This is a genomic window from Pedobacter sp. AK013, assembly GCF_014205835.1.
Classification (GTDB): Bacteria; Bacteroidota; Bacteroidia; order Sphingobacteriales; family Sphingobacteriaceae; genus Pedobacter.
Genome location: NZ_JACHCQ010000005.1, coordinates 150,818 through 177,651, shown reverse-complemented (window position 1 = coordinate 177,651; position 26,834 = coordinate 150,818). Strand labels below are relative to the sequence as shown.

The 26,834-nt window shown below is 36.5% G+C and carries 33 protein-coding genes; 15 read left to right on the top strand and 18 right to left on the bottom strand.

All coding sequences use genetic code 11. From position 1 onward, the window contains the following. Positions 1-5: 5 nt before the first annotated feature. The 6 genes from HDC90_RS05665 to HDC90_RS05640 form a co-directional block, all read right to left on the bottom strand. On the bottom strand, positions 6-668 hold the full coding sequence (locus HDC90_RS05665; protein WP_184464724.1) for a CoA transferase subunit B: 663 nt from the start codon (positions 666-668) through the stop codon (positions 6-8). After that, the gene (locus HDC90_RS05660; protein WP_184464721.1) at positions 668-1,024 is read right to left on the bottom strand and encodes a DUF4260 domain-containing protein; all 357 of its coding nucleotides are present in this window, start codon (positions 1,022-1,024) and stop codon (positions 668-670) included. Before HDC90_RS05660 ends, HDC90_RS05665 begins: the two co-directional genes overlap by 1 nt. Continuing rightward, complete coding sequence (locus tag HDC90_RS05655; protein WP_184464720.1) at positions 1,024-1,725, bottom strand: CoA transferase subunit A; 702 nt, start codon at positions 1,723-1,725, stop codon at positions 1,024-1,026. Before HDC90_RS05655 ends, HDC90_RS05660 begins: the two co-directional genes overlap by 1 nt. Positions 1,726-2,023: 298 nt before the next feature. Continuing rightward, positions 2,024-3,115, bottom strand: a complete 1,092-nt coding sequence (locus HDC90_RS05650) for a sorbosone dehydrogenase family protein (RefSeq protein WP_184464719.1) — start codon at positions 3,113-3,115, stop codon at positions 2,024-2,026. Positions 3,116-3,350: 235 nt separating this feature from the next. After that, positions 3,351-5,729 carry an endonuclease MutS2 gene (locus HDC90_RS05645; RefSeq protein ID WP_184464717.1) on the bottom strand — a complete coding sequence of 793 codons (2,379 nt, stop codon included), beginning with the start codon at positions 5,727-5,729 and terminating at the stop codon, positions 3,351-3,353. A 1-nt stretch (position 5,730) separates the two neighbouring features. After that, positions 5,731-6,288, bottom strand: coding sequence for a DUF4296 domain-containing protein (locus HDC90_RS05640; RefSeq protein WP_184464715.1), 558 nt, complete (start codon positions 6,286-6,288; stop codon positions 5,731-5,733). A 69-nt stretch (positions 6,289-6,357) separates the two neighbouring features. Between HDC90_RS05640 and HDC90_RS05635 the strand changes: the two genes are divergently transcribed. The 4 genes from HDC90_RS05635 (at position 6,358) to HDC90_RS05620 (ending at position 10,069) form a co-directional block, all read left to right on the top strand. After that, positions 6,358-7,059 carry a YggS family pyridoxal phosphate-dependent enzyme gene (locus HDC90_RS05635; RefSeq protein ID WP_184464713.1) on the top strand — a complete coding sequence of 234 codons (702 nt, stop codon included), beginning with the start codon at positions 6,358-6,360 and terminating at the stop codon, positions 7,057-7,059. A 1-nt stretch (position 7,060) separates the two neighbouring features. Next, positions 7,061-7,528: a GNAT family N-acetyltransferase gene (locus HDC90_RS05630; protein WP_184464711.1), complete on the top strand. Its 468-nt coding sequence runs from the start codon at positions 7,061-7,063 to the stop codon at positions 7,526-7,528. A 1-nt stretch (position 7,529) separates the two neighbouring features. Continuing rightward, entirely contained in the window at positions 7,530-8,792 is a 1,263-nt protein-coding gene (locus HDC90_RS05625) for an aspartate kinase (protein WP_184464710.1), read from the top strand. An 89-nt stretch (positions 8,793-8,881) separates the two neighbouring features. Then, positions 8,882-10,069, top strand: a complete 1,188-nt coding sequence (locus HDC90_RS05620; RefSeq protein ID WP_184464709.1) for a class I SAM-dependent methyltransferase — start codon at positions 8,882-8,884, stop codon at positions 10,067-10,069. A 177-nt stretch (positions 10,070-10,246) separates the two neighbouring features. Here the strand turns inward: HDC90_RS05620 and HDC90_RS05615 are convergent, their stop codons facing one another. The 4 genes from HDC90_RS05615 to HDC90_RS05600 all read right to left on the bottom strand — a co-directional run bounded on the left by HDC90_RS05615 (position 10,247) and on the right by HDC90_RS05600 (position 13,122). Then, positions 10,247-10,444, bottom strand: coding sequence for a cold-shock protein (locus tag HDC90_RS05615; RefSeq protein WP_029276380.1), 198 nt, complete (start codon positions 10,442-10,444; stop codon positions 10,247-10,249). 207 nt (positions 10,445-10,651) lie between these two features. Next, positions 10,652-11,287, bottom strand: coding sequence for a peroxiredoxin (locus HDC90_RS05610; protein WP_169502136.1), 636 nt, complete (start codon positions 11,285-11,287; stop codon positions 10,652-10,654). A 164-nt stretch (positions 11,288-11,451) separates the two neighbouring features. Then, positions 11,452-12,549 carry a S1C family serine protease gene (locus HDC90_RS05605; RefSeq protein WP_184464708.1) on the bottom strand — a complete coding sequence of 366 codons (1,098 nt, stop codon included), beginning with the start codon at positions 12,547-12,549 and terminating at the stop codon, positions 11,452-11,454. Between the two features lie 6 nt (positions 12,550-12,555). Next, positions 12,556-13,122, bottom strand: coding sequence for an RNA polymerase sigma factor (locus HDC90_RS05600; protein WP_057934273.1), 567 nt, complete (start codon positions 13,120-13,122; stop codon positions 12,556-12,558). A 202-nt stretch (positions 13,123-13,324) separates the two neighbouring features. Here HDC90_RS05600 and HDC90_RS05595 point away from each other — a divergent pair, with 202 nt between their 5' ends. From HDC90_RS05595 to HDC90_RS05570, 6 genes are all read left to right on the top strand, one after another. Beyond that, positions 13,325-13,543 carry a hypothetical protein gene (locus HDC90_RS05595; protein WP_167293929.1) on the top strand — a complete coding sequence of 73 codons (219 nt, stop codon included), beginning with the start codon at positions 13,325-13,327 and terminating at the stop codon, positions 13,541-13,543. Positions 13,544-13,690: 147 nt separating this feature from the next. Further along, a complete protein-coding gene (locus tag HDC90_RS05590; RefSeq protein ID WP_184464707.1) occupies positions 13,691-13,909 on the top strand; it encodes a hypothetical protein in 219 nt (72 codons plus the stop codon). 132 nt (positions 13,910-14,041) lie between these two features. Then, positions 14,042-14,263: a hypothetical protein gene (locus tag HDC90_RS05585; protein WP_184464706.1), complete on the top strand. Its 222-nt coding sequence runs from the start codon at positions 14,042-14,044 to the stop codon at positions 14,261-14,263. A gap of 140 nt (positions 14,264-14,403) precedes the next feature. Then, positions 14,404-14,601, top strand: coding sequence for a hypothetical protein (locus HDC90_RS05580; protein ID WP_184464705.1), 198 nt, complete (start codon positions 14,404-14,406; stop codon positions 14,599-14,601). Positions 14,602-14,727: 126 nt separating this feature from the next. Next, the gene (purB, locus tag HDC90_RS05575; RefSeq protein WP_184464704.1) at positions 14,728-16,074 is read left to right on the top strand and encodes an adenylosuccinate lyase; all 1,347 of its coding nucleotides are present in this window, start codon (positions 14,728-14,730) and stop codon (positions 16,072-16,074) included. A gap of 87 nt (positions 16,075-16,161) precedes the next feature. Further along, complete coding sequence (locus HDC90_RS05570; RefSeq protein ID WP_184464702.1) at positions 16,162-16,713, top strand: NifU family protein; 552 nt, start codon at positions 16,162-16,164, stop codon at positions 16,711-16,713. Between the two features lie 183 nt (positions 16,714-16,896). On the opposite strand, the gene HDC90_RS05565 is transcribed toward HDC90_RS05570, so the two are convergent. The 8 genes from HDC90_RS05565 to HDC90_RS05530 form a co-directional block, all read right to left on the bottom strand. Then, positions 16,897-17,685 carry an inositol monophosphatase family protein gene (locus HDC90_RS05565; RefSeq protein ID WP_184464700.1) on the bottom strand — a complete coding sequence of 263 codons (789 nt, stop codon included), beginning with the start codon at positions 17,683-17,685 and terminating at the stop codon, positions 16,897-16,899. A 50-nt stretch (positions 17,686-17,735) separates the two neighbouring features. Further along, a complete protein-coding gene (locus HDC90_RS05560; protein ID WP_184464698.1) occupies positions 17,736-18,887 on the bottom strand; it encodes a prolipoprotein diacylglyceryl transferase in 1,152 nt (383 codons plus the stop codon). Positions 18,888-19,437: 550 nt separating this feature from the next. Continuing rightward, on the bottom strand, positions 19,438-20,760 hold the full coding sequence (gene mtaB / locus HDC90_RS05555) for a tRNA (N(6)-L-threonylcarbamoyladenosine(37)-C(2))-methylthiotransferase MtaB (protein ID WP_184464696.1): 1,323 nt from the start codon (positions 20,758-20,760) through the stop codon (positions 19,438-19,440). Positions 20,761-20,983: 223 nt separating this feature from the next. Beyond that, positions 20,984-21,532, bottom strand: a complete 549-nt coding sequence (locus HDC90_RS05550) for a hypothetical protein (RefSeq protein ID WP_184464694.1) — start codon at positions 21,530-21,532, stop codon at positions 20,984-20,986. Between the two features lie 49 nt (positions 21,533-21,581). Then, positions 21,582-22,148, bottom strand: coding sequence for a UbiX family flavin prenyltransferase (locus HDC90_RS05545; RefSeq protein WP_184464692.1), 567 nt, complete (start codon positions 22,146-22,148; stop codon positions 21,582-21,584). A gap of 159 nt (positions 22,149-22,307) precedes the next feature. Then, entirely contained in the window at positions 22,308-22,667 is a 360-nt protein-coding gene (locus HDC90_RS05540) for a helix-turn-helix transcriptional regulator (RefSeq protein WP_184464690.1), read from the bottom strand. 14 nt (positions 22,668-22,681) lie between these two features. After that, positions 22,682-23,008, bottom strand: coding sequence for a hypothetical protein (locus HDC90_RS05535; protein WP_184464687.1), 327 nt, complete (start codon positions 23,006-23,008; stop codon positions 22,682-22,684). A 26-nt stretch (positions 23,009-23,034) separates the two neighbouring features. After that, a complete protein-coding gene (locus tag HDC90_RS05530; RefSeq protein ID WP_184464685.1) occupies positions 23,035-23,781 on the bottom strand; it encodes a hypothetical protein in 747 nt (248 codons plus the stop codon). A gap of 165 nt (positions 23,782-23,946) precedes the next feature. On the opposite strand from HDC90_RS05530, the gene HDC90_RS05525 reads away from it, so the two are divergent. The 5 genes from HDC90_RS05525 to HDC90_RS25680 all read left to right on the top strand — a co-directional run. Further along, positions 23,947-24,498: a response regulator transcription factor gene (locus tag HDC90_RS05525; protein ID WP_184464663.1), complete on the top strand. Its 552-nt coding sequence runs from the start codon at positions 23,947-23,949 to the stop codon at positions 24,496-24,498. Between the two features lie 2 nt (positions 24,499-24,500). Next, positions 24,501-24,752: a hypothetical protein gene (locus tag HDC90_RS05520; RefSeq protein WP_184464661.1), complete on the top strand. Its 252-nt coding sequence runs from the start codon at positions 24,501-24,503 to the stop codon at positions 24,750-24,752. A gap of 196 nt (positions 24,753-24,948) precedes the next feature. Further along, a complete protein-coding gene (locus tag HDC90_RS05515; RefSeq protein ID WP_184464659.1) occupies positions 24,949-25,170 on the top strand; it encodes a hypothetical protein in 222 nt (73 codons plus the stop codon). A 447-nt stretch (positions 25,171-25,617) separates the two neighbouring features. After that, the gene (locus HDC90_RS05510; protein ID WP_184464657.1) at positions 25,618-26,001 is read left to right on the top strand and encodes a hypothetical protein; all 384 of its coding nucleotides are present in this window, start codon (positions 25,618-25,620) and stop codon (positions 25,999-26,001) included. Between the two features lie 470 nt (positions 26,002-26,471). Continuing rightward, positions 26,472-26,834, top strand: a 363-nt coding sequence (locus HDC90_RS25680) for a DUF4573 domain-containing protein (RefSeq protein WP_184464773.1), incomplete at its 3' end; no start/stop codon positions are given.

The following is a 26,834-nucleotide window of genomic DNA, read 5'->3' as shown; positions in this document are numbered from 1 at the left end:
GTCACTTAATCCAACCTCATTTCCGGAATCTCTCCTTCTACAATTAATCTTCCAGCTGTAGATTGCTGTATAAAATCCACACTTATACCGGGCGCACGTTCTAAAAGCTTAAAACCACCTTCAGGTAGAATATCCAAAACAGCCAGTTCAGTTACAATTTTTTTAATACATCTTACCCCGGTTAAAGGCAAGGTACATTTCGGCAATAATTTGCTTTCTCCAGCTTTGTTAATGTGCTGCATTGCCACAATAATATTTTTGGCCGATGCCACTAAATCCATTGCTCCTCCCATTCCCTTTACCATTTTACCTGGAATTTTCCAGTTGGCAATATCTCCATTTTCTGATACCTCCATAGCTCCCAGAATGGTTAAATCTACTTTTTGTGCGCGGATCATCCCAAAACTCATCGCCGAATCAAAAATAGATGATCCTGGTAAAGTGGTAATGGTTTGCTTCCCTGCATTAATTAAATCGGCATCCTCCTCACCCTCGAAAGGAAATGGCCCCATGCCCAATAAACCGTTTTCTGACTGTAACACTACATTAATTCCCTTTGGAATATAATTAGCAACCAATGTTGGTATACCAATACCAAGATTAACATAGTATCCATCTTTTATTTCTTTAGCAATACGCTGTGCGATCTCTTCTTTTGAAAATGCCATTATTTATTTTTTCCGATTAAGCCTAAGTGTGTGTGATTAAATGCATCGCTATATTTTAAACCATAGCCAAGCGCCCTATCCATACAAGAATGGGCAAACAAGACGATGCCAGATAACTGCAATATGGGTAACTGATAATAAAATCCCATCAAGAAAATTACTATTGCTATTGTTTTATGATGAAACACGTTATAAAACCATGCACCTACTTTCGGGCCTGCGAGGTATCCTAACATACTTAAATCTGGCACAAGCAAAAGTGCCGGGAATACCCACCAATGAAACGATAGTTTAGAAAAGGCAAATACTGCCAGCAAAAACATGCCCATTTCTTCAATTGCAATAATTTTCTTCATTAAGATTTTATTCTTACAGTACGCTGTTCAATTCTTTTCTCGTAGTCTTTGCCCTGAAAAATCCGGTGGACATAAATGCCAGGAGTATGGATATAATCCGGATCTAGCTCGCCAGCTTCTACCAATTCTTCTACCTCCGCAATGGTTATTTTACCTGCCATAGCCATCACTGGATTAAAATTCCGGCTTGTAGATCTGAAGATTAAATTCCCCGCAGTATCGCCTTTCCAGGCTTTAACAATAGCAAAATCGGCATCAAATGCATATTCCATTAAATAATCCTTACCATCAAAATTGCGTACTTCTTTACCTTCTGCCACTTCGGTACCTACACCTGCAGGCGTAAAAATTGCAGGCATACCGTATCCGGCAGCCAAACAACGGGTAGCCAAAGTGCCCTGTGGAATAAGGTCTACCTCGAGTTCCCCACTCAGCAACTGCCTTTCAAACTCAGCATTTTCGCCTACATACGAAGAGATCATTTTTTTTACCTGGCGTTGTTTCAGCATTAACCCAATACCAAAATCATCAACACCTGCATTGTTAGAGATACAGGTTAAATTTTTCACCTGCTTGTTTACCAAAGCATTAATACAATTCTCCGGAATACCACAAAGCCCGAAACCACCGAGCATGAGCGTAGCACCATCTGATATATCTTTAATAGCCTCTTCAGCTCCAGATACCACTTTATTTATCATCTTATGAATTTTTTGGTTAGTTCGCTAAATTACAAATTGCCATCAAAAATGTAGCATTTATAATTTTTTAAATCTTTGCGGAATATTAATTAATTGGAATTAATCTAAATAACTATTACCTTTGTGCTGCAATGATTTACGAGAGAGAAGAAAGTCTATTCATATTACCTACCGATCCTGAATTTCAAAAAGGCATGGGTTTTATTTTCAGCTGTACGGCTGAACACAAAAAGTGTTGCGAGAAATTTAAGAAAGGTAAACGCTGTAAAAAGTGTCCGGGCAATAAAAAGAAATAAGCCTACTTCGCTATTTCCACAATTTTATCATCGCTTCCATTACTGGTACAGATATAAATTTTCCCTTCTGGCGATTGGCAAACAGCTCTGATCCTCCCATAGGTATTAACATAAAAATCTTTTGTTCCAGTAATTTTTGTTTGAGCATCGTTTAATTTAATCTGCATCAATTTAGTCCCTTTTAATACAGCCATTAGCAACGAATTTTTAAATTGTGAAATATAATCTGAATTGTAATAAGCTAAACCACTGGGCGCAATGGTTGGTGTCCAATTGATTAATGGCTCTACCACATTGTTCGAACTGCAAAACGATTGTTCTCCACTTTCATTACAAAAACCTTTAATATTTGGCCATCCGTAGTTTCTTCCTTTTTCGATAATATTAATCTCATTATCAGAATCCGGGCCATGTTCCGATGAGAAAATTTTATTGCCCACCTGGATCAATCCCTGTGCATTTCGATGGCCTAAAGACCAAACTGGATTATTCGGATAAGGATTATCAGCTGGGATAGAGCCATCTAAGTTTATTCTTAAAATTTTCCCGGCTAAAGAATTCACATTTTGAGGATTGCCGGTATCAGCAGCATCGCCGGTACTGATAAATAGTTTACCACCACTGATCAGTAAACGAGAACCGTTATGTATTGAAGCAGCAGGAATCTGATCCAATAAAACCTGCGGACTCGTTAAATTTCCTCCATTGTAAGTATAACGTACAATTTTGGCTCTATAGGTACTACCATAGCCATAAACCACATAAACGTAAGGATTACTGGTAAAATCAGGATGGAGCGTCATTCCTAGCAAACCGCCTTCTCCATTGCTACCTACTTCGGCTATGGTGAGTAAAAGTGTTACTTGTCCGTTGGCAGGATTTAAACGATTAATTTTACCTGCTTTTTCGGTAAACCAAATGAAATTATCAGGCCCATAAACCATTTCCCATGGAAGGCTCAATCCGGATACAACTACTTTTGCTTTTAATACTACATCAGGTAAGGTACCTGGATCGTCATTATTGTCATCACCGTTTTTCTTGCAATTTGTAACGAATAGCATTACAAATAAGCAAAGTAATGTTGCTTTCATAGTCGTAACGTTTTAAAAATAACAACGTTACGATTATAAAGTTTTAGAAAATCATTATCTGAAGTGCTGTCAGGTATTGCCATCTGACGGATTTAAAAAATTGATTTAATACCGGATGGTAACATCTGGCAGCACTATAAATAATTAGCTTCGGCAAAACACAAAGATTTATACATTCCACTTTGCTCCTGTCAAAATGACGCCCAAGTCAACTCAAATCTCATGTCTCACAATATTAATTCAAATACACATAGGTAATGCCATCTCCACCTCTATCAGCATGTTCATCTTCCATCCTATTTACCTGACTATACTTACGTAGATATTCCCTGATCATTTTCCTCAAAATTCCATCTCCCTTACCATGAATCAGTTTAATAGATGGAAAACCAAGCATAATGGCTTTATCTAAATATTTCTCTACTTCGAACAGCGCATCTTCTGTACGTTTCCCGCGGAGATCAAGTTCGGCCCTAAAACCTGATACGGCATCATTCATCCTCCCTGCAAAAGAATTGGCACTACTTTGAATTACTTTTTTGGCCTCCCGGTTACTCACTTTTTGTACGCGGTTCTTTTTAACCGTTGATCGTAAATCGCCAATAGCCAAAACCAGTTCATTGCGGTTAATTTCTAAAACCTGCCCAATGGTTTCACTATCGGTAAATTTCACTAAATCGCCAATTTCAATCTCACCGCCAACAACCACCTGCACTGGTTTAGGGCGCTCTTTCGGAACAGTATTTTTAATCAGTTCTTTTTGCAAATTCTGGCGAAGTTCTTTAGTTACTTCTTTATCAGCTTGTCTTTCCTTAATTTCGGCAATGGTATTTTCTACCAGTTTATTGGCGTTTTTAATAATATTCTGCGCCTCTTGTTTCGCCTCTTTAATCAATACCTTTCTATTCTCTTCTAAAAAGCTTTTTAACTTTTCATTTTCGGCAACCAGGTTTTTAGCTTTGTTCTGTTGGTTGGCCAAGCTTACTTTGGCATCGTAAACATTTTTCTTTTCGCGCTCCAGATCAACCAGCATGGTATCTACCCTATTCTGGTTAGAACCAGTTTTTTCTTTAGCCAATGCGATCACTTCTTTTGGTAAACCAATGTTCTGTGCAATTTCGAATGCATAAGAACTGCCAGGTTTACCCATTTCTAAAACATAAAGCGGTTTCATTTTGGCATTATCAAAAAGCATTGATGCATTTTCCAAACCAGGTGTATTACCTGCAAAAAGCTTTAAATTAGAATAGTGGGTGGTAATTACCCCCCTCACCTTTTTATTGTTCAACACCTCCAAAACAGCTTCCGCCATTGGCCCGCCAAACTGTGGATCGGTACCGGTACCAAATTCATCAATCAGCACCATCGTTTTCGGCGAGGCATGCTCTACAAAATAGCGCATCTTCTTCAGGTGTGCACTGTAAGTACTTAAATCACTTTCAATCGATTGATCATCACCGATATCGGCAAAAATGTTTTCAAAAATCCCCACTTCACTATTGGCGTCAACCGGAATTAACAGCCCGGTTTGTAACATAATCTGCAAAAGGCCAACCGTTTTCATACAAACCGATTTACCACCCGCATTTGGCCCTGATACCAGCACTACACGAGTTTCGGCATCTATATGAATATTTAAAGGGGTAACGGTCTTCTTTTCTGCTGCAAATGAAATCGATAACAAAGGATGCCTCGCATTAATCAGTTTGGTTTTAGGCTCTTTTAACAAGCCTGGCATTTCTGCCTCAATATCCATAGCAAACAGTGCCTTAGCACGCACAAAATCAAGTTTGGTTAAGAAACCATGGTAAGAAAGCAATAATGGCGAATATGGCCGCAAATCATCTGTTAAAGCAATTAAAATCTTAATAATTTCACGGCGTTTATCAAATTCTAAATCGCGTAGCTTATTATTTAGCGTAAAAACTTCCTCTGGCTCAATATAAACCGTTTGTCCTGTAGCCGATTCGTCGTGCACAAAGCCTTTTAGTTTCCGTTTATTCTCAGCCAAAACCGGGATACACATCCTGCCATCACGAATGGTTAAACTACCATCGGCAACCCAGTTATTAGCAATAGCTTGTTTATAGATGGAATCCATACGCTTACGCACATCTTGCTCCGTTTTCGAAATCGAGGCGGTAATCTCCTGCAATTCTTTCGATGCGTTGGGTTTAATCTTTCCTTTGGCATCAATTACGGTTTCTATCTTACGGAGAATGTTTTTTTCGATCGGCAAGTGCTCAAATAAAGCTTCTAGTGTGGGGTATACTTCTGCACGCTCTTCAAAAAAACGGAGTACAGAGAAAACAGTATGCAATGAGGTATATACCTGAAACCATTCATCCTCCAACAGATAAGTGCCTTCAACCCTAATTTTCTCAACCAGCGATTTAATATCAAAAAAGGTATTAATCTGTAAAGGTTCCTGGTTTTGCAGGATGCTCTTAAATTCGTTTGTTTGTCTTAAAAATTTATCAATCTGATCAAAACGGTTCATCACCTGCATCTTTTCCACCATCGTTTGACCCATTGGGCTCAAACAATGTTTGCTAATCAGTTGCCTGATTTCAACAAAACCTAAACGTTCTAAACAATTTTCGGGATATAACATATTATTGTACTACAGCTGGTGTAGGCACTGCGCTCACTACTCCAGCTTTTTTTATATTTATAAGTGAATCGGCCTGTTTTTTCTTTTTGGCAATTTCCGCCACAGCTTTAACCTTTGATAGAGAATCTGGTTTCATTTTTTTTCTGATCGCAAGAGAATCGGCCTTGAATTTCTTTGCTATCACCAGTGAATCGGCCTTAAATGCCTTTTTCTTAATCATTAAATCGGCTAACTCCGTTCCTTTTTTTTGCTTGTTTAGCATTTTTTGTATGTTTTTATACATCGCTTCTAGCGCTACAGGGTTGGTGTTATACCAAATTAAACTCCTGTTATATTCAGCAGAATCTGTACCGAATTTTTTATAAATCCCCTTATAGTAAGCCGCGGCCACTTTCTTTGCCGAATCTACTGCATAAATGCTAGAGAGGTATCCGTCTACAATGTGCATATCGTATAAAATCTTCTCCATTTTATCTGGTTTAATAATACCATCAGGTATGCCAGGCTTACAGCCAAACCATAATAAAGCTATTATTAAAACCCATATTAATCTCTTCATGCTTAATTTAAATATTATTTTTTGCCCAAATTGCGGCAAGGTTATTAATTTTACCAAAAATAGTTATAAATGAGCATAGCTGATAATCTTAAACAATATAAAAGCGAAGTTGAATCAAACGGGGTTAAACTAATTGCAGTTTCAAAAACACAACCAGTAGAATCAATTTTAGAAGCCTACAATGCCGGACAGCGCATTTTTGGGGAAAACCATGTGCAGGAAATGGTAGATAAACAGGCACAACTTCCAAACGATATCGAATGGCATCTTATTGGCCATTTACAAAGCAATAAGGTAAAGTATATAGCCCCTTTTGTTAAACTTATTCATGGGGTAGATAGCCTGAAATTGCTGCAGGAAATCAATAAACAGGCCGCTAAAAACAAACGCGTAATTGATTGTTTATTACAGGTTTATATTGCTGATGAAGATACTAAATTCGGGCTTGGTTTTGACGAAGTCGTTGAACTGTTACGGGCTGAAGAGTTAGCCGAATTGAAAAATATCCGTATTGTAGGTTTAATGGGAATTGCCACCAATACCAAAAACGAAAAGCAGATTACGATAGAGTTTAACGAGCTAAAAGTATTTTTTGATGGTATTAAAGTGAGTTTTTTCCGTAAAGATGATGCATTTAAAGAAATATCGGCTGGAATGAGCGCCGACTATAAAATTGCAATTGAAGAAGGCAGTACAATGGTACGCATTGGTAGCAGTATTTTCGGAAAAAGGGTAATCAAACATTTCAAAAACAACATTACGGCTAACTAATATGGATTTTAACATCAGATTTGCTACTGCTGAAGATTGTCCAAGAATATTGGAATTAATTAATGAATTGGCTGTTTATGAACGGGCTCCTGAAGAAGTAACGGTTACTTTAGCGCACTTTATTGACGCTGGTTTTGGCAAAATGCCAGTATGGAAAGCTTACGTAGCCGAAGTAAATAATACTATTGTAGGTTTTGCATTATATTATACACGCTACTCTACATGGAAAGGATGCAGGTTATATCTCGAAGATTTTATCGTAACAGAAGAATTTAGAGGAAAGGGCCTGGGAAAAGTATTATTCGAAAAAGTGATAGAAGAGGCCAAAAACGGCAACTATAATGGCATGGTTTGGCAAGTATTAGATTGGAACGAACCAGCAATCAACTTCTACAATAAATATAAAGCACATTTGGAAAGCGGCTGGTTGAATGCGGCTTTCTCTAAAGAACAGATCAAGGCATTTTAATATGGATATTTTTAAGTTTGGAGGGGCCTCGGTAAAAGATGCTGCTGGTGTTAAAAATCTGGCCAACATTGTCCGCGATTATAAAAAAGGGAATCTACTGATCGTAATTTCTGCCATGGGCAAAATCACCAACAGATTAGAAGACCTAACCCATGCTTTCCTCTCGCAAAATGATGAGGCACATGAAATTTTTGAAGAAATTAAACATTTCCATTTCAGCATTATAGACGAACTCTTTCAGGGAAAACACCATCCGGTTTACGATGATGTGGCCAATACCTTTGTCGAAATTGATTGGTTGATTGAGGATGAACCTGATAACAATCCTGATTATATTTATGATCAGATTGTATCTATCGGTGAGGTAGTTTCGACTAAAATTGTAGCAGCGTGGTTAAATGAAACAGGTAATAAAACCCTTTGGGCTGATGCACGTAACTACATCCAGACCGATAATACTTACAAAGAAGGAAAAGTAGATTGGGCCAAAACTAATCAGATAATACAAAAAGACTTATTGCCCCTTTTAAGCGAAAATATTATTGTAACACAAGGATTTATTGGCGGTACAAGCGAAAACTATACTACAACCTTGGGCCGGGAGGGTTCTGATTATTCAGCAGCCATATTTGCTTCCTGCCTAGATGCTGCTGCATTAACAATCTGGAAAGATGTTCCAGGGGTATTAAATGCAGATCCGAAATGGTTTGATGAGACAGAGAAGATTGCCCAGCTTTCTTATCACGATGCGATAGAACTTACTTATTATGGTGCTACGGTAATACATCCAAAAACAATAAAACCACTCCAAAACAAAGGTATTCCACTTTTTGTAAGATCATTTATACAGCCAGAAGGTTCAGGAACAGCAATTACCAAAGAAAATAACCCATTGCCTATCCCCTCTTTTATTTTTAAGATAAACCAGGCATTGATTTCTATTTTTCCAAAAGACTATTCTTTTATTATAGAAGAAAATCTGAGCAATATTTTTGAGCTTTTCCATACACATAAGATCAAAATCAATACCATGCTCAACTCTGCTATTAGCTTTTCAGTAAGTGTTGATGATCATCCTGTTCAGATTGAAAAACTGATCACGGATCTGTCGAAAGAATTTACCGTAAAATATAATAAGGGCCTTGAGCTGGTTACCATCCGTTATTACAACCAACAAACTATTGATCGCGTAACAGTTGATAAAGATATTTTATTAGAAGTAAAGAGCCGTCACACTTGCCAGATGGTGATGAAGAATAAATAGTTAGAAGTCAGGTGTCCGAGGTCGGACCATAAATATCCATCTTGATACTCGATACCATATACTTCCTACTATATACCTGATACTAAAAAATGAACAATAAACTTTTAGCCAAAGCGATACAGGATTACATTAGCGTCAACTTAAATGCCGATGTAAATCAGGTTGCTTTAGCAAAAAGTCCGTTCGAAGGCATTACTCCTGCCGAGCTGGCCACGCAAATTATCTCCAAAAAGAAATCGGAAAAGAAATTGCCCACCTGGTTTAATACTGAAGATATTTATTACCCCCCAGTATTATCTATTGAACAAACTTCTTCTGAAATTACTGCAGAATATAAATCCAAACTGGCTAAAGGTGATACATTGATTGATATTACCGGAGGCTTCGGAATAGACAGTTATTACTTTTCGCAAAAAATAAAAGCAGTTACACATTGCGAAATCCATTCCGAACTATCCGCAATAGCCCAACATAATGCACAGGTTTTACATGCAACCAATATCGAATTTAAAGCTGAAGATGGCATTGCTTATATCCAAAATAGTGATAGCACATTCGATACCATTTATGTAGATCCGGCACGAAGAGCAGAAAAAGGCAAAGTTTTTATGTTGAAAGATTGCACCCCCGATATTGTAAGTAATCTGGATGCCTTATTAGAAAAATCGTCAAGGATAATTGTCAAAACTGCTCCTTTACTCGATATTTCAGCAGGATTATCAGAATTGAAACAGGTTAGCGAGATCCATATTTTAAGTATAAAAAACGAATGCAAAGAACTTTTATGGATAATAGATAAAGGTTACCAAGATGACACTAAAATTAAAGCTGTAACTTTAAATAAAGGGATTGAAAAAGATTTTTCCTTTCACAGATCATCTTCAAATGCTTCAGTACAATTTACTAACAATTTAAGTCAAGGTAATTACTTGTACGAACCAGATGCAGCTTTATTAAAATCAGGGGCTTTTAATTTAATTGGAACAACTTACAGTCTCTTAAAATTACATCCCCAAACGCAGCTATTTAGTGCTGATTTTATAAAAACAGATTTTCCTGGCCGTATATTTAAAATTGAGGCCATACTGAGCACGGGTGAGCTAAAAAAGACGGCAAATTTAAAAGGAAATGTAATTGTCAGGAATTATCCGGCAAAGCCTGAAGACCTGGTTAAAAAATACAAAATTAAAGCAGATCAGGATCAGTTTTTAATTTTTACAAAGATTGCAAATGGAGAAAATGTAATTTTAAAGGCTTCTATTATACAGTATTATTAATTGCCGCCAATCCGCCGTCCTAAACTTGTTTCAACATCTTATGTAACAGACCATAAACAAATTACCTTCGGTGAACGCGCTAAGGCTCGGTTTAGAGTGACGACTTAATTAATACAAAAAGCCTCTCCATTTGAAAGGCTTTTGTAGGGACGAAGAAATAATCAAATATATTATTGCTTAAACTTTCTTAACGTTTACTGCTTGTAAACCTTTTCGGCCTTCAGCTACTTCAAATTCTACTGTGTCGTTTTCTTTCAAGCTTTCGATCCCACCTAAAACATCCTTAAAATGTACAAATAAGTCTTTATTGTCTTCTTGTACAATAAATCCAAAGCCTTTTTGAGTATTAAACCACTTAACTTTTCCGGTTGCCATAAAAAAAAATAAAAAATTATATGAAATAAATAAACCTTTTAAGTCTTGATCATCATTTAATTTAACTAATTGACTATTAATTTGAATAAAACAACCAGTTTAAGCGTTAATTCTGAAACAAAACTACCAAATATAATAATTTACGGATATAATGCAAGTCATTTCTGTCCATTCAACAAGAATGTTGCGTTATCATAAAAAAACGAATTATTTATTTGGCTGAGGTGTTGTACGTAGATATGGTTTAATTACTCGGTGTCCTTTCGGAAATTTAGCCGGAATATCTTCAGTTTTAATGCTGTTTACCACAATTACATCTTCCCCATCTTTCCAGTCGGCTGGTGTAGCTACGCTATAATTTGCCGTAAGTTGTAAAGAATCGATTACGCGTAATACTTCATTAAAATTTCTTCCGGTTGATGCCGGATAAGTAATGGTTAATTTCACTTTCTTATCGGGACTGATTACGAACAATGAGCGAACTGTTAAAGTTTCTGAAGCATTTGGATGGATCATATCATAAAGATTTGCCACTGTTTTATCTGGATCTGCTATGATTGGAAATTCTACAGAAGTATTTTGAGTTTCGTTGATATCGTTAATCCATCCTTTGTGCGACTCGGCAGAATCAACACTTAGCGCAAGAACTTTAACGTTTCTCTTTTCGAATTCACCTTTTAAAGCTGCAGTTCTACCCAATTCTGTTGTACAAACAGGCGTATAATCAGCAGGGTGAGAAAATAACACGCCCCAGCTATCGCCTAAATAATCATAAAAATCTATTTCGCCAATAGATGTGTTGGCCTTAAAATTCGGTGCGGTATCGCCTAATCTTATACTCATAATATTATTAATTTAAATTTGACTAAAACAAATCTAAACAATAGTATACTAAATACATAGATTTAATATTATTTTAAGACCTCAAAATTACAATTCCAATAAAAAAACCCTGAAGAAACAATCTTCAGGGTTTAAGCATATTAATTTGTTTGGGGGTATTCGGCTTAGTATACCTTGATCATGAAAACATAATCCTCAAGTCTCTCAATCTGTTTAGTACGTTTCAAACCCGACAATAAACTTTTCTTATTAGCACTTAATCTGTTTGCACCTAGCGAATCTTGCGGAATTGCTCTCATAGCCTCTAAAATATATTTTGATTTAATCGCAAAAGCCGCCCCCTCTGTTTGATCTTGTTTACCACTGATAATACCTACCAGATTTCCGTTGTTATCTAAAAGCGGTCCCCCACTATTTCCCGGATTAACCAAAATCGAAACCTGATATTGGGTAGTATCACCAATAAAGCCACTCCTTGAGCTTACAGAACCTTCTCCTAGCACAATATCGTCTTTAGGATAACCCAAAGTGTATACGTTTTCGCCTATATTACTTATGCTCTTTTTAATTGTATAAGGAATTGTAGATAAGCCGCTAAAATGTTTATCATTTATTTTAAGAATCGCAATATCGTTTTGCGGATCAGTATACACTGATTTTACTTTGAAAGATTCTCCTCTACTATTTTGCACATACAGAGAATCGGCACCGTTTACAACATGAAGATTGGTTAATATATATCCATTTGTAGAAACAGCAAAACCAGTCCCCCCGAAATTACCAGAATTAGGTTTTTTAGGTGAGTTATGCAGTGTACTTGCTTTAACATCAAGAACAAGATTATTTTGAGATTGTTTTACACGCGAGATCTCTCTACTCATTTTCTCATAAATGGCTTCCTGTTTATTATTATGTTGAATAGAGTAAATAGATACCAGCGACAGAACAATAAAAGAAGCTGCAACCGCAACAACCGATTTGTTTTTTCTCCAGAGCTGAATAATTTTTGAAGGATGAGGTTTAAATGTATCAGCCAAACCTTCTACATCAATTTCTGAATGAATATGATTTAACTGTTCTTTTAAGCGCAACTGTTCAGCAAATGCGTCCATAGATGCTAAAAAGAACTTATGCGAAACTACTCTGTGATCTACAGTGGCATCATTAAGGCGTAGCTGCTCAAAAGCTTCAGTTTCCTGTGCATTAAGTTTACCTAAAAGATAATCTTCAATAATTGCATCTAATTCCAAATCGTTTCTCATTTCAAATTATGGTTGAAAAAATATTTTCTTTAGCCTTTGCAGGCACTTATATTTCTGCGTTTTTGCATTATCGGTATTGGTATAACCGAACTTTTCGCAAATATCCTGCATGGATAAATTGTGGATATAAAAATCCTGAATAATGGTTTTACAAGGTTCACCCAGGTGATCGAGTGCCGATTGCATTTTTACAAAAGCAGCATCTTTCTCTTCGTGGTGCTCTACATCTTCCTCAACAGCAAATACATCTTCATAATCGGTAATATTACCGGCTTTCTTACTGTTTAGGCTAAGTTTCTTTAGCCAAATACGCCTGCAAACCGAATAAATATAGGTTTTCAGTTTGCTGCTGAGCTCAAAATTACCAGCTTTAATTTTGTTATATAAAATTATTATGCCTTCCTGGTAAACATCTTTTGCATCATCCTCATCACCGTTATTATTTAGGATAAACTGCAAAACCATTGCATAATAAGCTTTGTATAACTTGTTAAGTGTATCTTCTGAGTTATTTAGAATACCTAAAATAACCTCTCTATCTGTTGGAACTGAACTCTTTAAACTGTTATTCACTAGTTAATACATTTTTCTATAAATAGTAACCCAATATTAGACAAAAAAATATTTATAGCTGCTATAATTGCTTAATACAAACTTAAAGCAAACGGTAACCCAAATCTCAAAAAAAAATATTTTAACTTTTTTCTAAATTGTCGGGTTACCTTTTTACCTTTGCGGCATTAATAAGAAATTAATTACTTAAAAAAATTCAAAAATGAAAAATGCATTCAAATTAGGCTTTTTAGCTTTAGCTTTATCTTTATCAGTTGTTGCTTGTAAATCAGAAAAAAAAGCTGAAGGTGCTGATACAACTTTAACTGATTCTTCAACTGTAATCACTGATACTACTAAAAAAGATACTACAGTTAAAGATTCTACAGTTAAAGATACAGCTGTAAAAACTACAACTACTACAACTGAAGTTAAACACTAGTCTAACTTTAACATACAAAAAAGGCCTTAAATTAAGTTTTAAGGCCTTTTTTATTTTTATTTCATTTTTTTTTAATTTGTTGGGTTACCTTTTCCATTTACCCGTATTAAGAGGTAAATTAATTAATTACTTAAAAAATACTCAAAAATGAAAAATGCATTCAAATTAGGCTTTTTAGCTTTAGCTTTATCTTTATCAGTTGTTGCTTGTAACTCAGAGAAAAAAGCAGAAGGTGCTGATACTACAGCTACTGATTCTTCAACTGTAATTACTGATACTACTAAAAAAGATACTGTAGTAAAAGATTCTACAGTAAAAGATACAACTGTAAAAACTACTACAGAAAAAACTGAAGTTAAACACTAGTCTAACTTACTTATAAAAAAAGCCTTTGGAAATCTATTTTTCAAAGGCTTTTTTATTTATAAAAAACATGGGGGTTACCTTTTTATATTTTGGGTATTAATAGTATATATTAACCCTAAAACATATATTAACATGAAAAATGCATTCAAATTAGGCTTTTTAGCCCTAGCTTTATCTTTAACAGTGGCTGCTTGTGGTGAATCAGGTAAAAAAGCTGATGGCGCCGACACAACAGTTACAGATTCTTCTACAATTGTTACCGATACAACGAAAGTTGATACACTTGTAAAAGATTCTACAGTAAAAGACACTACTGTTAAAACTAAAACAGAAAAAACCGAAGTAAAACACTAGTTTAATTAAGTAATTATAAAAAAAAGGTCGCTATTTCATTTCGCGACCTTTTTTATTTAATAGCATTGGGTTACTTTTCTAACTTTTTTGTATAAATTAGTAAAATAATTAATTTTTAGAACCAAACAAAATTAAAAAAAATGAAAAACGCATTTAAATTGGGCTTTTTAGCTCTAGCTTTATCTCTATCTGTTGTTGCATGTAAATCAGAAAAAAAAGATGGTGCAGCAGATTCATCTAAAGTTGATTCTACAGTTGTAGATACTACAGTGAAAGACACTACTGTGAAAGATACAACCGTTAAAGACACTACAGTAAAAGATACAACTAAAAAATAGTTTCAATCATTACTGCAAAAGGCCTTAGAAATTCTAAGGCCTTTTTTATTTATACTAATTTATAGAGATCAAGACCTTAAAATCCACCAATTGTAGTAAATTTGCGGCAAAAATATAATCAGCATAATGAATTTAACATCACTACAAGCTATTTCACCGGTTGATGGTCGTTACAGAAAAACTACCGAAAGTTTAGCTGCTTACTTTTCCGAAGAAGCCTTGATCAAATACCGTGTTTTTGTAGAAATCGAATACTTTATCGCACTTTGCGAAATCAACTTGCCCGGCTTAGAAAATTTTGACCGAAATCTTTATGCTGAATTACGCAAAATCCACGAAAATTTCTCAGAAGCTGATGCTTTAGAAATTAAAGAAACTGAAAAAGTAACCAATCATGATGTTAAAGCTGTTGAATATTTTATCAAAAATAAATTCGATACCTTATCTCTTCAAAACTATAAAGAGTTTATCCATTTTGGTTTAACCTCTCAGGATATTAATAACACGGCCATTCCATATTCAATAAAATTGGCCTTGAATGACAGCTATTACCCAGCAATTAACAGTCTAATTGAAAAAATAAATGCGCTGGCAATCGAGTGGAAGGATATTCCTATGTTGGCGCATACACATGGACAGCCGGCTTCTCCTACCAAATTAGGTAAAGAGTTTTTGGTTTTCGCCGAACGTTTGGCTATTCAGGTAGAGAATTTAAAGAACATCCCTAATAGCGCAAAATTTGGTGGCGCTACCGGAAACTTCAATGCGCACTTCATTGCTTATCCGGCAGTAAACTGGATTAATTTTTCTAACCAGTTTGTTAACGAAACTTTGGGTTTAACCCGTGCGCAACACACTACACAGATTGAACATTACGATCAATTTGCAGCACAATGCGATGCTTTAAAACGTATAAATAACATTATTATAGATTTAGATAGAGATATATGGACATATATTTCTAAAAACTATTTCAAACAGAAAATAAAAGCCGGAGAAATTGGTTCATCAGCTATGCCACACAAGGTTAACCCAATCGATTTCGAAAATGCGGAAGGAAATGCTGGAATTGCCAATGCTTTGTTCGAGTTTTTCGCTGCTAAATTACCAATCTCGCGATTACAGCGAGACTTAACCGACTCAACTGTTTTAAGAAATGTAGGTGTTCCTTTTGGACATACTTTAATTGCTATAAATTCTACTTTACGTGGATTAAACAAGATTTTGTTAAATGAAGCCGCCTTACATGCCGATTTAGATGAAAACTGGGCAGTTGTTGCCGAGGCTATTCAAACGGTTTTAAGAAGAGAGAATTATCCTAACCCTTACGAAGCCTTAAAAGAATTAACCAGAACAAACACAAAAATTAATGCAGCAAGCATTGCCGAATTTATTGAAGGGTTAGCGGTTTCGGAAGCTATAAAAGTGCAATTGAGAACCATTACACCATTTAATTATACTGGCGTTTTCTAGTCAAATTAAATTGACGTTAAGCAGACAGCTAATAAGGGTTTTATTAGTGACTAATTGTTAATTTTGTTTATTCAAATTGATTAAGACATGACGATTAACGTATATACAGAACAGACTCCAAATCCAGCTACCATGAAATTTATGGTAAACAAGCTGTTAATAAATGGCAGTGAGGATTTTGCGACTAAAGAGAGTGCAGAACATTCGCCTTTTGCTAAAGAGTTATTTAAGTTCAACTTTGTTTCTGGTGTTTTTTTCGCCAGTAATTTTGTTACCATTACCAAAACAGAAGATGCAGAATGGACTGATATTGAAGCCATTCTAAAAGAATTTGTAAAGGGAGCTGTAGAATCTGAATTAAAAATTAAAGAAGCAACTGCCGAGGAAGCGCCTACTTTTGAAGGCACAGAAACTGAAGTCAAAATTCAACAGATTCTGCACGATTATGTACGCCCTGCTGTTGAACAGGATGGTGGTGCAATTACATACAAATCTTTTGATGAAGGTGTGGTTACGGTAGAGCTACGTGGCTCTTGCAGTGGCTGTCCATCATCTACTATTACGCTTAAATCAGGAATCCAAAACTTATTGCAGAGAATGGTACCCGAAGTTACAGAAGTAGTTTCAGAAGCGCTTTAAAATTGTGCATTTTTCATAGTATATATAGTGAAAAGGTCCTGATGAGAATCGGGACCTTTTTTATTCGATCTTCTTTTCTCGTCATGCTGAATTTATTTCAGCATCTTCTGATAGGTTAGACCCTGAAATAAATTTACTTCGTAGCTTTCCGCTTCGCTACAGGTCAGGGTGACGTTACGATTATCAAAAATACTTTTTAATCGCTTCCAACATTTCAGCAGTTAGTTTACCATTGGTGGCCAATATCTCCCTTTTCGTAAAATAATCATTTCCACCCGAAAAATCATACACTTCTCCACCTGCCTGCTGAACAATAAAGCATCCAGCTGCAAAATCCCATTGCTGCAGATTATACTCAAAAAAGGCATCAAAACGTCCACAGGCTGTATATACCAGATCTATTGCCGCCGCACCAATTCTACGCACGCCATGGCTTTTCTGCATCATTTCCGTCAATAATTTTAAATATTGAGGCTGTTTATCAAACTGATAATATGGAAAACCTGTAGCCAATAAACTCGACTTTAGATCAGGATTGATAGAAACCCTAATTTCTTTTTTATTCATAAGCGCAGGTCCTCCTTTATACGAATAAAACATTTCTCCCCTATTTAATTCGTAAACCACACCAATTACAGGTAATCCATCTTCATAAAGCGCCACGCTAATGCCGTAGGTTGGAATACCGTGGATAAAATTAGTGGTACCGTCTAAGGGATCAATGATCCAGGTATAAGTTTTGCCTGTTCTATTGATGGTTTTCTCTTCAGTTATAAAACCTGCATCGGGAATTAATTTCTCGAGGTTTTGAACCAGTTTCTGTTCTGCTGTTTTATCAACATAAGAAACCATATCATTTAACCCTTTATATTCAATTTTTTGGGCATCGAATTGCATCGACTCTTTGCGGATAAAATTTCCGGTGAGTTTAACAATAGAGATTATCTTATTGCATAATAATTCGTAATTCATAGCTATTTAACAAACGAGGCGTATTGGATTAAAAATGAACTTATTAAAGTTTAAGCCAGTTGATTCTTGTTCCTTAAAGCATAGGCACTTAGTGCGATGCCACCTACAACAAGAAAAGTAGATATCATTTCTGCCTGCGTAAAAGGTGGTAAGCCAAAAACATGATATTTTGAGTTTACACGGATTAATTCGATACAGAAACGCTCAATACCGTTTAAGATCATGTAAATCCCAAACATTAAACCTGGTGCTTTTATTTTATCTCTGATGCGCCATAAAAAGGCAAAAAGGATTAAACAGATAATTACTTCGTAAATCGGTGTTGGGTATACGCCTTGTGCCAATTCGTTACAAAACTTACCGGTACAACCAGGAATCGGAATACCTTCACCTACTACGTTGTTCGGGTATTTATAAGACCACAACCAATCTGGAAGCCAGGAAAATGGTTTTGGATTTGAATTTACAATACCCCAGTCTCCATCGCCAGCTAAGTGGCAACCGATTCGACCTACCGCATAAGCCAGCATCATTCCAGGCCCACCAACGTCAAGCATATGCAAAGGCTTAATTCCATTTCTTTTAGCGATAATTAATACGGCCGCGCCGCCACAAATTAAACCACCATAAAAAGTTAAACCACTAAACGATAATAACCGCTCGATAGGGTGTTGAACAAAATCATCCCAATACTCTAAATTATCGAAGAATTTTGCCCCTAAAAAGCCCCAAATAGCCGCCCAAACAATCAAATTACTCATCGTTTGGTATGGGTGAATGGTTACCTGTGTTTCTTTTGGTTTATCTAATTTATGTTTATTCTTTTCGGTATAATCCCAATAGGCGAACAAACCGGCAAACAATAAACCACCAATTATGTTTCCTTTGGTCGACATTAAAATCGACTGTGCATCATTTACAAAAAGTTTATAGTTTAATAGTGCATAAACCAATTTATAGCCAATAACAAAACCAAAAAGACCATTCATGATCAACTCTGATGTAGTAGCTGGTTTACCAACCACAATTGTCTTTTTAATTGGGTGGAGTATGCCCAAAGCTTCCTTACGCTTAAGCTCTTTGGTAAAAGCCCAGTAACCAGCAACAAATGCCAGTGCTACAAAAACGCCAAAAGTATTAAATGGAAGCGGTAAATTAATACCGAATAAGTATTCTAAAAAATGTGAAACGGTAGGAAACATACAAATAGTTTGTTGCGAAGATAGGAAAGAAAGACCAAAGCTGAAAGATTTAAAACCAAAGCTTAAAGACTAAAGAGGAAAGGCTTCAAACTCCCAGCTGAATAACCAAAATAGATAATTGAAAGTTAAAAAAAACTCTTTTTTTGTTTTTGAAAAGCATAGTACCATGTTTCATCGGTTATTTCAGCCCTGCTCTCCGCTTTACTCTCCCGATTGAAAACCTGTGAAACAAGCAAGCACACCATAAAAAAGCAAAAAGCAGTGCTTAAATCGGGATTCGTGCCCGCTCCGATCAGGTTTAATTAACTTATTGCAGAAGTTCTTGGGGAATTATTAAGTATTAAAATGACAGATTCCAAAACCAGTATTCCTTTTTCACCCATTTGTCATCCTGAACGCACTGAAGGATCTATATTGTGATGGTAAATATTTTATTATATAAACCCTTTCAACGGTTTAACCTTTAATAGGTAAAAGATTCTTCACTACATTCAGAATGACAGTAAAGGCAATTTGACTGAAAACTTCAGGCTGAAGACTCCAGACTAAACTAATGATGTATGGGAGTGGTTTCCAATTCGGCCACTTCTACTTCTCCATCGGCAGTAATTTCTAAAAGCTTAACTGCTTTCAATTCATTTACCATAACCGGATCGTATTTGGCGCGTACTTTTACATAGTTTTTTGTAAAACCATGCATGTAACCCGATTTCTGATCAGCTTCGAAAAGTACTTCAGCTTCAGCACCAATTTGAGATTCGTAGAAAGCTCTACGTTTTTTATCAGATAAGATATGGAGCATCTTACTACGCTCATTACGCTCACTTCCTGCCACAACCCCCTTCATTTCGGCTGCGGCTGTTAATTCGCGCTCAGAGTAAGTAAATACGTGTAAATAAGAAATATCAAGTTGGTTTAAAAACTGATAGGTATCCAAAAAATCTTCTTTCGTTTCGCCAGGGAACCCCACAATTACATCCACACCTATACAACAGTGTGGCATTACTTCCTTAATTTTGGCCACACGCTCTACATACAAATCGCTACGGTAACGACGGCGCATCAAACCCAAAATTTTATCGGAACCTGATTGTAGTGGAATATGAAAATGCGGAACAAATCTTTTCGAAGTGGATACAAACTGAATAATCTCATTGCTTAACAGATTTGGCTCAATAGATGAAATACGGATTCTTTCAATTCCTTCTACTTTATCCAAAGCTTTAACCAAGTCAAAAAATTTGTCTTCGCGTTGGCCATTTCTGATTCCGAAATCGCCAAGGTTTACACCAGTTAATACAATTTCTTTAACACCGCTTTCTGCAATCATTTTTGCACGGTTCACCACATTTTCAATGGTATCGCTACGGCTTGCACCGCGCGCTAAAGGAATGGTACAGTAAGTACAAGGGTAATCGCAACCATCCTGTACTTTCAAAAAAGTACGTGTTCTATCGCCAATTGAATAAGAAGCAATAAAGTTATGATTAACTTTCTCTATATTTTGCTGATGAACGAGTGCTTTTGGCTGTTTCGTTAAGTCAGTGATATATTCAACGATTCTGAATTTTTCTGCAGCACCTAAAACCATATCAACACCTTCTATTTCGGCAATTTCCTGTGGTTTTAATTGGGCATAACAGCCTACAATGGTTACAAAGGCGTTTGGAGAATACTTTAAAGCTTCTTTAACAACTTTACGGCATTTTTTATCAGCATGCTCAGTAACAGAGCAGGTATTGATCACATAAACATCAGCCTGATCCTGAAATTCTACTACGGCATAGCCTGCATCGGTAAATAAACGACCGATTGTTGATGTTTCGGAGAAATTGAGTTTACAACCTAATGTATAAAATGCGACCTTTTTCATTGAGGCTGCAAAGATAGGAAATTTGTTCGGAGTTGTTGGTTTTGAGTTTTGAGAACTGACAAATAACAGACTATAAATTGTTTGGAACGCATATGGTAGTGCCATCCTTTAAACGCAACTCGTGCATTCCTTCAGGGCAGGCTTTTTTTTCACAGCCACACAAACATATAGTTGAAACCAACAAAATAACTACGAAAAAGCTTAATTTCAGCATGAGAATTGACTATTTAGTTGAGTTATATAATTTAATGCATTCCTTTACAGCTTCGAAGCTATAACTATCATCTTTCTTAAATTTCGCTAACAGTTCGGGCTTATCACTGATTAAACTGTACAATCTATCCTGTCGATCACTGCGGGAACCAAAAATATGGTTGCTTTTCACTTCAAGCAGTTCTCCATTTTCTTTACTGGCATACCAAACAATATCAACCTGATTATTACCACTTTGCCTATAGTATTCGAACAAATCTATTTTGCCTTTAACTAACCTTTGTAAAAAATCCGGGCTCCTTTTATCTGGCCGTACTTTAACAAGATAATTTATCTCTTTTTCTGCTTTATAAAATTCTTTCGTCTCGCGGAGTGGAATCTTATTAAAACTGGTGCTTCCTTCCGGCTTGAACCGATAAAAACCAATAAATTGTTTTTTTATTTCACCTTTTAAAGTATCGTTTTTTGAATTAACCAGAAAATCCTGTTGAGCGTTAACATGAGAAAAAAAAGTGCATAGTACTGCACTGCATAAAATGGAGCGTAAAAATAGTTTCATATAATGGTTTATTTGCGGCAAAAATATTTAAAGTTCAGCAAAATATCAATTATTCATTCCACCGGTAACTTTCCTGTCCGAAACCTGCTAAATCCAATACCCTGCTAATTACTGTTCCAGCAACTTCTTCTATTGTTTGGGGTAAACTGTAAAAAGATGGATTGGCTGGACAGATGATTCCTCCCGCTTCAGTTACCGTTTTCATATTGTTAATGTGAATCAGGTTAAACGGGGTATCCCTAACTACGGCTATTAATTTTCTACGCTCCTTTAACACTACATCTGCGGCCCTCGAAATCAAATCGTTAGATATTCCATGCGCTACCCTACCCAAAGTTCCCATAGAACATGGGATGATAATCATCGTATCATATTTTGCCGACCCCGATGCAAAAGGGGCATTAAAATCGTTTTTACTGTAAAAGGTAAAATCTTTAAAATGATTATAGTCCTGGTTTCCCAGTTCGAATTGCCAAACTGCCTTTGCGTTATCGCTCATCACTATACCAACGGTCTCGATCTGATCTTTTAATTTTAATAACTGATCGAATAAAACCTTTGCATAAATAGAACCGCTGGCACCAGTAACCGCAACAATCACTTTCTTTTTCATCATAACACAAAAATAGTTTTTCTAAATCCATTAAAACAAAAAAGGGCCAGAACAATGTTTCCGCTTTTTCTTTTTTATTTTTCATCAAAGTGTGTTTAAATTGGTTTGCTGCGGGGAGCCGGTTTTAAAATAGACCGTTTTTGTGTCCCTAATGTGTCTCTATTATTCTTTAGAATAGACCTTTCTAACGAGTTTATCGGTTATTTCAATATATTTTAACAGCTTAAGGTTTAAGTGTTCCATATCTTGCTTAAGCTGCTTTACGTCAGTCACAGTAGTTTTCTGAGCTTTCTCATGATTAATCATTTTACCAGTCCCTAAATAAAACCAACTGATATTCATATCGTATTTATCGTAAAGGAACCGGATTGCCTCTGTTGGTATCCGGAGTTTTCCTTTACAATATTTATTCACTATACTAAGCTTACGACCAAGCTGCTCGGCAAACTCAGTCTGTGTTAGATCAAGCCTGTCGAGCAAAGCCTTGAGCCTAAGCCCCTCCTCTTCTGCTAATGTTTTCATTTTATTTGTTTTTGCTATTTTGTTACCCCAGCTGCTTTTGCGTCGGCTTTTTCAATCTCTTTCCATTTTTTGTAGTTTACCGAATCTTTCGCCTGTAGATACGCTGCAGAAACTAGTCCTGCGTGAACATATATTTCTGTCTTATCGCCTCCAGATTTTGCTATTTCGTATTGTTTTACAGCGTCTTCCGCTACCTGGTTTTCAATTGTCGCCATCTGGTTTGCCGCTTGTTTTTCAGCCCCTCCGCCAAAAAAGAACCATACAAGTCCAATTACTACTACTGCAGAAATAATTACCGCTACTGTTTTGCTTCCTCTAGTTGGTTGTTGCTGATTTTGCATTAATTTAAATTTTAGGTTATAATTGTTTATACTGTTTCTACTTCAAATGATCTCACCCAAGCTTTTACCAGCCACATTTCAACGATATCATCAAATGATATTTCAAAGTCTGGGTGTTTGTCTGGGTTTGCCGATCTTAAAAGAAAATCTTTTTTGATCCCGTTAAACACAAACCTTTCCACGTTGTAATCTTCCATAACTATAACGTATAACTTGCCAGGTACAATCATCTTGCGATATTTAGCCTCCTCTATTCTCTTAAGGCCTATAAATGATTTAGGCTCTATGTACCCGTGGATAGCCGGGTCTGATTGTTTGATCACTAAGTCGCAATCATTAAGTGGCCCATTTAAAACTAAAATGTCGGGAGTGATTTGTTTTGCTGAAAGAGATGATACTTTATCTGTTTCAAGTTGTTGATTGTATCCGGGTGTTACTCTAAGCGTGGCTCTGTCCTTCGGATTAATGAGCGATAGTATTTGTGCCATAAAATTGAAAGGTATATTTAGTTCGCCCTCAATTTGATGTTTTTCTGTATAATTTCTAGCGGGAATAATCGCTACACCTGTGCCTGTTCGCATCCAGTTGATATCTATTTCAGGAAAAGCTCGATTAATTAACGAGGCAGTCTCTAGGCTTATACTTTTTATTTTTTCATCACGAATATCATAAAGCGCCTGACTTCTCTTCATACCAATGTGCTTTGCGAGAGAGTTATAAGACATTTCTGTATGCTCCACAATGAATTTCAACCTTTCTTTTGCGGTCATCATTCAGTATTATTGAAATTTAATTAATTGAACATCAATTATTTACAGTTAAAATACATAAATACTGTATTTTACACTTGTATAATTCAGTATTAATGAATTATATTTGTATTACACAAACAAAGTTAATTAAAATTTACTGTTAACAAATACTTAATAAGTACCAAAATGAACGCGACTATTTTGCCTGCTGGAATTAACGGACGTGGTGCTGAGTTTTTCTCGAATGGAGACGAAAACTTGGCGTTATACCAAAGAGAATTCCTTTCAGTTGAAAACTTCCCTCCTTACCTAAGAAACAAGTTTGTTTCATTTTTCAAAATGAATCCTGCTGCGGATAATGCTTATGAAAAAATGGTTGGAAAAGATTTAAATTCAAAGATATACAAATGCATCAGCTGCATGTTTGCTATTTTTGATAATACTCCCGATGTGGATGAGAAAGGGGGTTTGGTTCCGGAATTCGTGGAATGCCATAAACGTGGAGTATGTTCGTTCGAGGGAGAGGGTTGTTTAGCTAGGGTTGATAATTCGGCAAAACTTTCTCCTGCTCAACAAAGGGTATTACCATTAATACACTTAAGTAATAGGGAAATTGCCGACAAACTTTGTCTTTCGGTATTTACTATACAAACACACATACAATCCATCCAAAAAGTTACCGGTAAGCGAAACAAAAAGGAGCTTATAATGCACTTCTCTGGATTTAATCTTAACTAATAATGAAAATTTTAACTACCGACAAACGTAAATCATGGGTTGACAGGCTTAAAGAGATGAAAGCCGGAGGAACTATGCCTGTATCGCTTGAGTGTGCGGATGCCGTAAGGCAGGCCATCAGTAGAAAGCTAGCGTATACTGAGGAGGGCATGTCTTTCACAACAAAGGTTATGAAAGATGGTAAGGGCAAAAGATTTTTAGAGGTTACCTGTCTAAATGACGGTTCTGAACAATTAGAAACTGCTGCGGTATGAAACTAAAGGCTATCATTGAATTGGACAGCACTTTGAACGATATGGTTTCAAAGATGAAAAGCAACTATAAGGTTTACGGCGGTTATAAGCCAGCTGTGGAGGCTATATATAAGGTTGTTGTTGATGCGAAATTCGAATTATTAATGAATAACCCTAGCGAAAGCACATTTAGGGCATTGCGTAAAGTTGGATTATTATGCTCAGGGTTGCCTACTCGGTAAACAGCGAGCCTACTCGTAAGCAAAAAGCAGCGAGCAAAAAGGATCTGATACATGAGGCGGCGTTATCCCTAATTGAATTCAGAACGGCGAAGGACGATATTGAGGCGGACGAAATGTTTGCTGATGAGATATCGGAACTAAATGCAATGAAAAGTGAGCTGGCAGCACTTAAAAAACGGTCTGGCAAAAGAATTTAACCTAAAAACCACAATACAATGTTAAAAGACTGGAAAAAATTATCCTTAGGGAACAAGGTTCTCATTATAGGATTGATGGGGCTGCTCACCTTCACGGTGTTGGTCTGTTTGGAAAGGGTGATGGGTCATGTATGACAACCAGAAAGACCTTAACTACAGAAGGTCGCTCCGTTTAATGGAGATGGAAATAGCATACCAAACCCGTATGCGACAAGTAAAAAACACATTAGCTGCGATTTTCGCTCTTATTTTAACCTTTTTAATCTTGTATTATGGTATTACATTCAAAAATATCCTACCTGGCAATTCAAAAGATCAAAAGATCGAGAAAGTTTCGGGTTGTAACCTTAATTGCTAAGGGTTTATTCTGCGCCTGGATAATGTTTTTAATCTTATTTATCTGGTGTGTATTAGGAAATTAATTTCAAACATTGAAATAACTGAAATATGGAAATTACCATCAACCCAGAACATGTACAAGCAATAAAAAAATGCTTTACAGAAAGGTTTAACGGAAAGTTTAACTCCGGGAGCGTACCTGATATACTTAACCATTTAGCCAGCAATTACCATATTGATGAGATGAGCGAAAGACTGCTTAGGCATTTGATTGCACACATCAGGAAAGAGGATCTTTTGGCCCCGGCATTTATAATGAGCAGGTCTGGTAATGGGTACTGGTTAACGGTTGATGCTAAGGAGCAGGCAGATTTCATATTACAGGAATTAAACAGGGTTGCCAACATTTACGGCAACTACGAAAAACTACACAAGAGAACGCGTGAAAGCGCACCTAAAAAAGCTGTTCAGCAAATGAACATTTTTATATAACCAACTTTAAAACAATATTGTTATGCCTACTAAAAAAGTTACCACGCCGCCTGCAAAGGTGAAGAAAGCCCCTGCTTTGAAAAAAGAAGAAAAAACACCTGAAATCCCCGGGTTTAAAGGATATGATGCGGGGTTAACCTGCAGAGGGTTTAAATTTGAAGTGAACAAAACCTTCTCAGAGGAAGTTACACCATCAGCATGTAACCGGGGGTTTCATTTTTGCGAATTACCTTTAAATGTTTTCAATTATTATCCTCCTAAAATTGGTTCAGAATATACCGAGGTTGCTGCGGTTGGCACGATTGATAAAAAAGAAGATAAAACCTGTACCAATAAGCTTTCCATTAAAGGCAAAATATCTTTAGGCAATTTGTTTAAAGCACACTTTGATATCGTTTACGATAAAGTGAAAAAGGAGGTTGCGGCATCCGAGGAAACGGTAACCACAGCCGGATACAAAGCTCACGCCAATACAGCCGGATCAGAAGCTCACGCCAATACAGCCGGATCAGAAGCTCACGCCAATACAGCCGGTAACTATGCTCACGCCAATACAGCCGGATACAAAGCTCACGCCAATACAGCCGGATACAAAGCTCACGCCAATACAGCCGGATCAGAAGCTCACGCCAATACAGCCGGATCAGAAGCTCACGCCAATACAGCCGGATACAAAGCTCACGCCAATACAGCCGGTAACTATGCTCACGCCAATACAGCCGGATCAGAAGCTCACGCCAATACAGCCGGATACAAAGCTCACGCCAATACAGCCGGATACAAAGCTCACGCCAATACAGCCGGATCAGAAGCTCACGCCAATACAGCCGGAT

Coding starts and splice junctions, on each gene's coding strand:
- HDC90_RS05665 (WP_184464724.1), bottom strand. CDS start 668: ATGGCATTTTCAAAAGAAGAGATCGCACAGCGTATTGCTAAAGAAATA.
- HDC90_RS05660 (WP_184464721.1), bottom strand. CDS start 1,024: ATGAAGAAAATTATTGCAATTGAAGAAATGGGCATGTTTTTGCTGGCA.
- HDC90_RS05655 (WP_184464720.1), bottom strand. CDS start 1,725: ATGATAAATAAAGTGGTATCTGGAGCTGAAGAGGCTATTAAAGATATA.
- HDC90_RS05650 (WP_184464719.1), bottom strand. CDS start 3,115: ATGAAAGCAACATTACTTTGCTTATTTGTAATGCTATTCGTTACAAAT.
- HDC90_RS05645 (WP_184464717.1), bottom strand. CDS start 5,729: ATGTTATATCCCGAAAATTGTTTAGAACGTTTAGGTTTTGTTGAAATC.
- HDC90_RS05640 (WP_184464715.1), bottom strand. CDS start 6,288: ATGAAGAGATTAATATGGGTTTTAATAATAGCTTTATTATGGTTTGGC.
- HDC90_RS05635 (WP_184464713.1), top strand. CDS start 6,358: ATGAGCATAGCTGATAATCTTAAACAATATAAAAGCGAAGTTGAATCA.
- HDC90_RS05630 (WP_184464711.1), top strand. CDS start 7,061: ATGGATTTTAACATCAGATTTGCTACTGCTGAAGATTGTCCAAGAATA.
- HDC90_RS05625 (WP_184464710.1), top strand. CDS start 7,530: ATGGATATTTTTAAGTTTGGAGGGGCCTCGGTAAAAGATGCTGCTGGT.
- HDC90_RS05620 (WP_184464709.1), top strand. CDS start 8,882: ATGAACAATAAACTTTTAGCCAAAGCGATACAGGATTACATTAGCGTC.
- HDC90_RS05615 (WP_029276380.1), bottom strand. CDS start 10,444: ATGGCAACCGGAAAAGTTAAGTGGTTTAATACTCAAAAAGGCTTTGGA.
- HDC90_RS05610 (WP_169502136.1), bottom strand. CDS start 11,287: ATGAGTATAAGATTAGGCGATACCGCACCGAATTTTAAGGCCAACACA.
- HDC90_RS05605 (WP_184464708.1), bottom strand. CDS start 12,549: ATGAGAAACGATTTGGAATTAGATGCAATTATTGAAGATTATCTTTTA.
- HDC90_RS05595 (WP_167293929.1), top strand. CDS start 13,325: ATGAAAAATGCATTCAAATTAGGCTTTTTAGCTTTAGCTTTATCTTTA.
- HDC90_RS05590 (WP_184464707.1), top strand. CDS start 13,691: ATGAAAAATGCATTCAAATTAGGCTTTTTAGCTTTAGCTTTATCTTTA.
- HDC90_RS05585 (WP_184464706.1), top strand. CDS start 14,042: ATGAAAAATGCATTCAAATTAGGCTTTTTAGCCCTAGCTTTATCTTTA.
- HDC90_RS05580 (WP_184464705.1), top strand. CDS start 14,404: ATGAAAAACGCATTTAAATTGGGCTTTTTAGCTCTAGCTTTATCTCTA.
- purB (WP_184464704.1), top strand. CDS start 14,728: ATGAATTTAACATCACTACAAGCTATTTCACCGGTTGATGGTCGTTAC.
- HDC90_RS05570 (WP_184464702.1), top strand. CDS start 16,162: ATGACGATTAACGTATATACAGAACAGACTCCAAATCCAGCTACCATG.
- HDC90_RS05565 (WP_184464700.1), bottom strand. CDS start 17,685: ATGAATTACGAATTATTATGCAATAAGATAATCTCTATTGTTAAACTC.
- HDC90_RS05560 (WP_184464698.1), bottom strand. CDS start 18,887: ATGTTTCCTACCGTTTCACATTTTTTAGAATACTTATTCGGTATTAAT.
- mtaB (WP_184464696.1), bottom strand. CDS start 20,760: ATGAAAAAGGTCGCATTTTATACATTAGGTTGTAAACTCAATTTCTCC.
- HDC90_RS05550 (WP_184464694.1), bottom strand. CDS start 21,532: ATGAAACTATTTTTACGCTCCATTTTATGCAGTGCAGTACTATGCACT.
- HDC90_RS05545 (WP_184464692.1), bottom strand. CDS start 22,148: ATGATGAAAAAGAAAGTGATTGTTGCGGTTACTGGTGCCAGCGGTTCT.
- HDC90_RS05540 (WP_184464690.1), bottom strand. CDS start 22,667: ATGAAAACATTAGCAGAAGAGGAGGGGCTTAGGCTCAAGGCTTTGCTC.
- HDC90_RS05535 (WP_184464687.1), bottom strand. CDS start 23,008: ATGCAAAATCAGCAACAACCAACTAGAGGAAGCAAAACAGTAGCGGTA.
- HDC90_RS05530 (WP_184464685.1), bottom strand. CDS start 23,781: ATGATGACCGCAAAAGAAAGGTTGAAATTCATTGTGGAGCATACAGAA.
- HDC90_RS05525 (WP_184464663.1), top strand. CDS start 23,947: ATGAACGCGACTATTTTGCCTGCTGGAATTAACGGACGTGGTGCTGAG.
- HDC90_RS05520 (WP_184464661.1), top strand. CDS start 24,501: ATGAAAATTTTAACTACCGACAAACGTAAATCATGGGTTGACAGGCTT.
- HDC90_RS05515 (WP_184464659.1), top strand. CDS start 24,949: ATGCTCAGGGTTGCCTACTCGGTAAACAGCGAGCCTACTCGTAAGCAA.
- HDC90_RS05510 (WP_184464657.1), top strand. CDS start 25,618: ATGGAAATTACCATCAACCCAGAACATGTACAAGCAATAAAAAAATGC.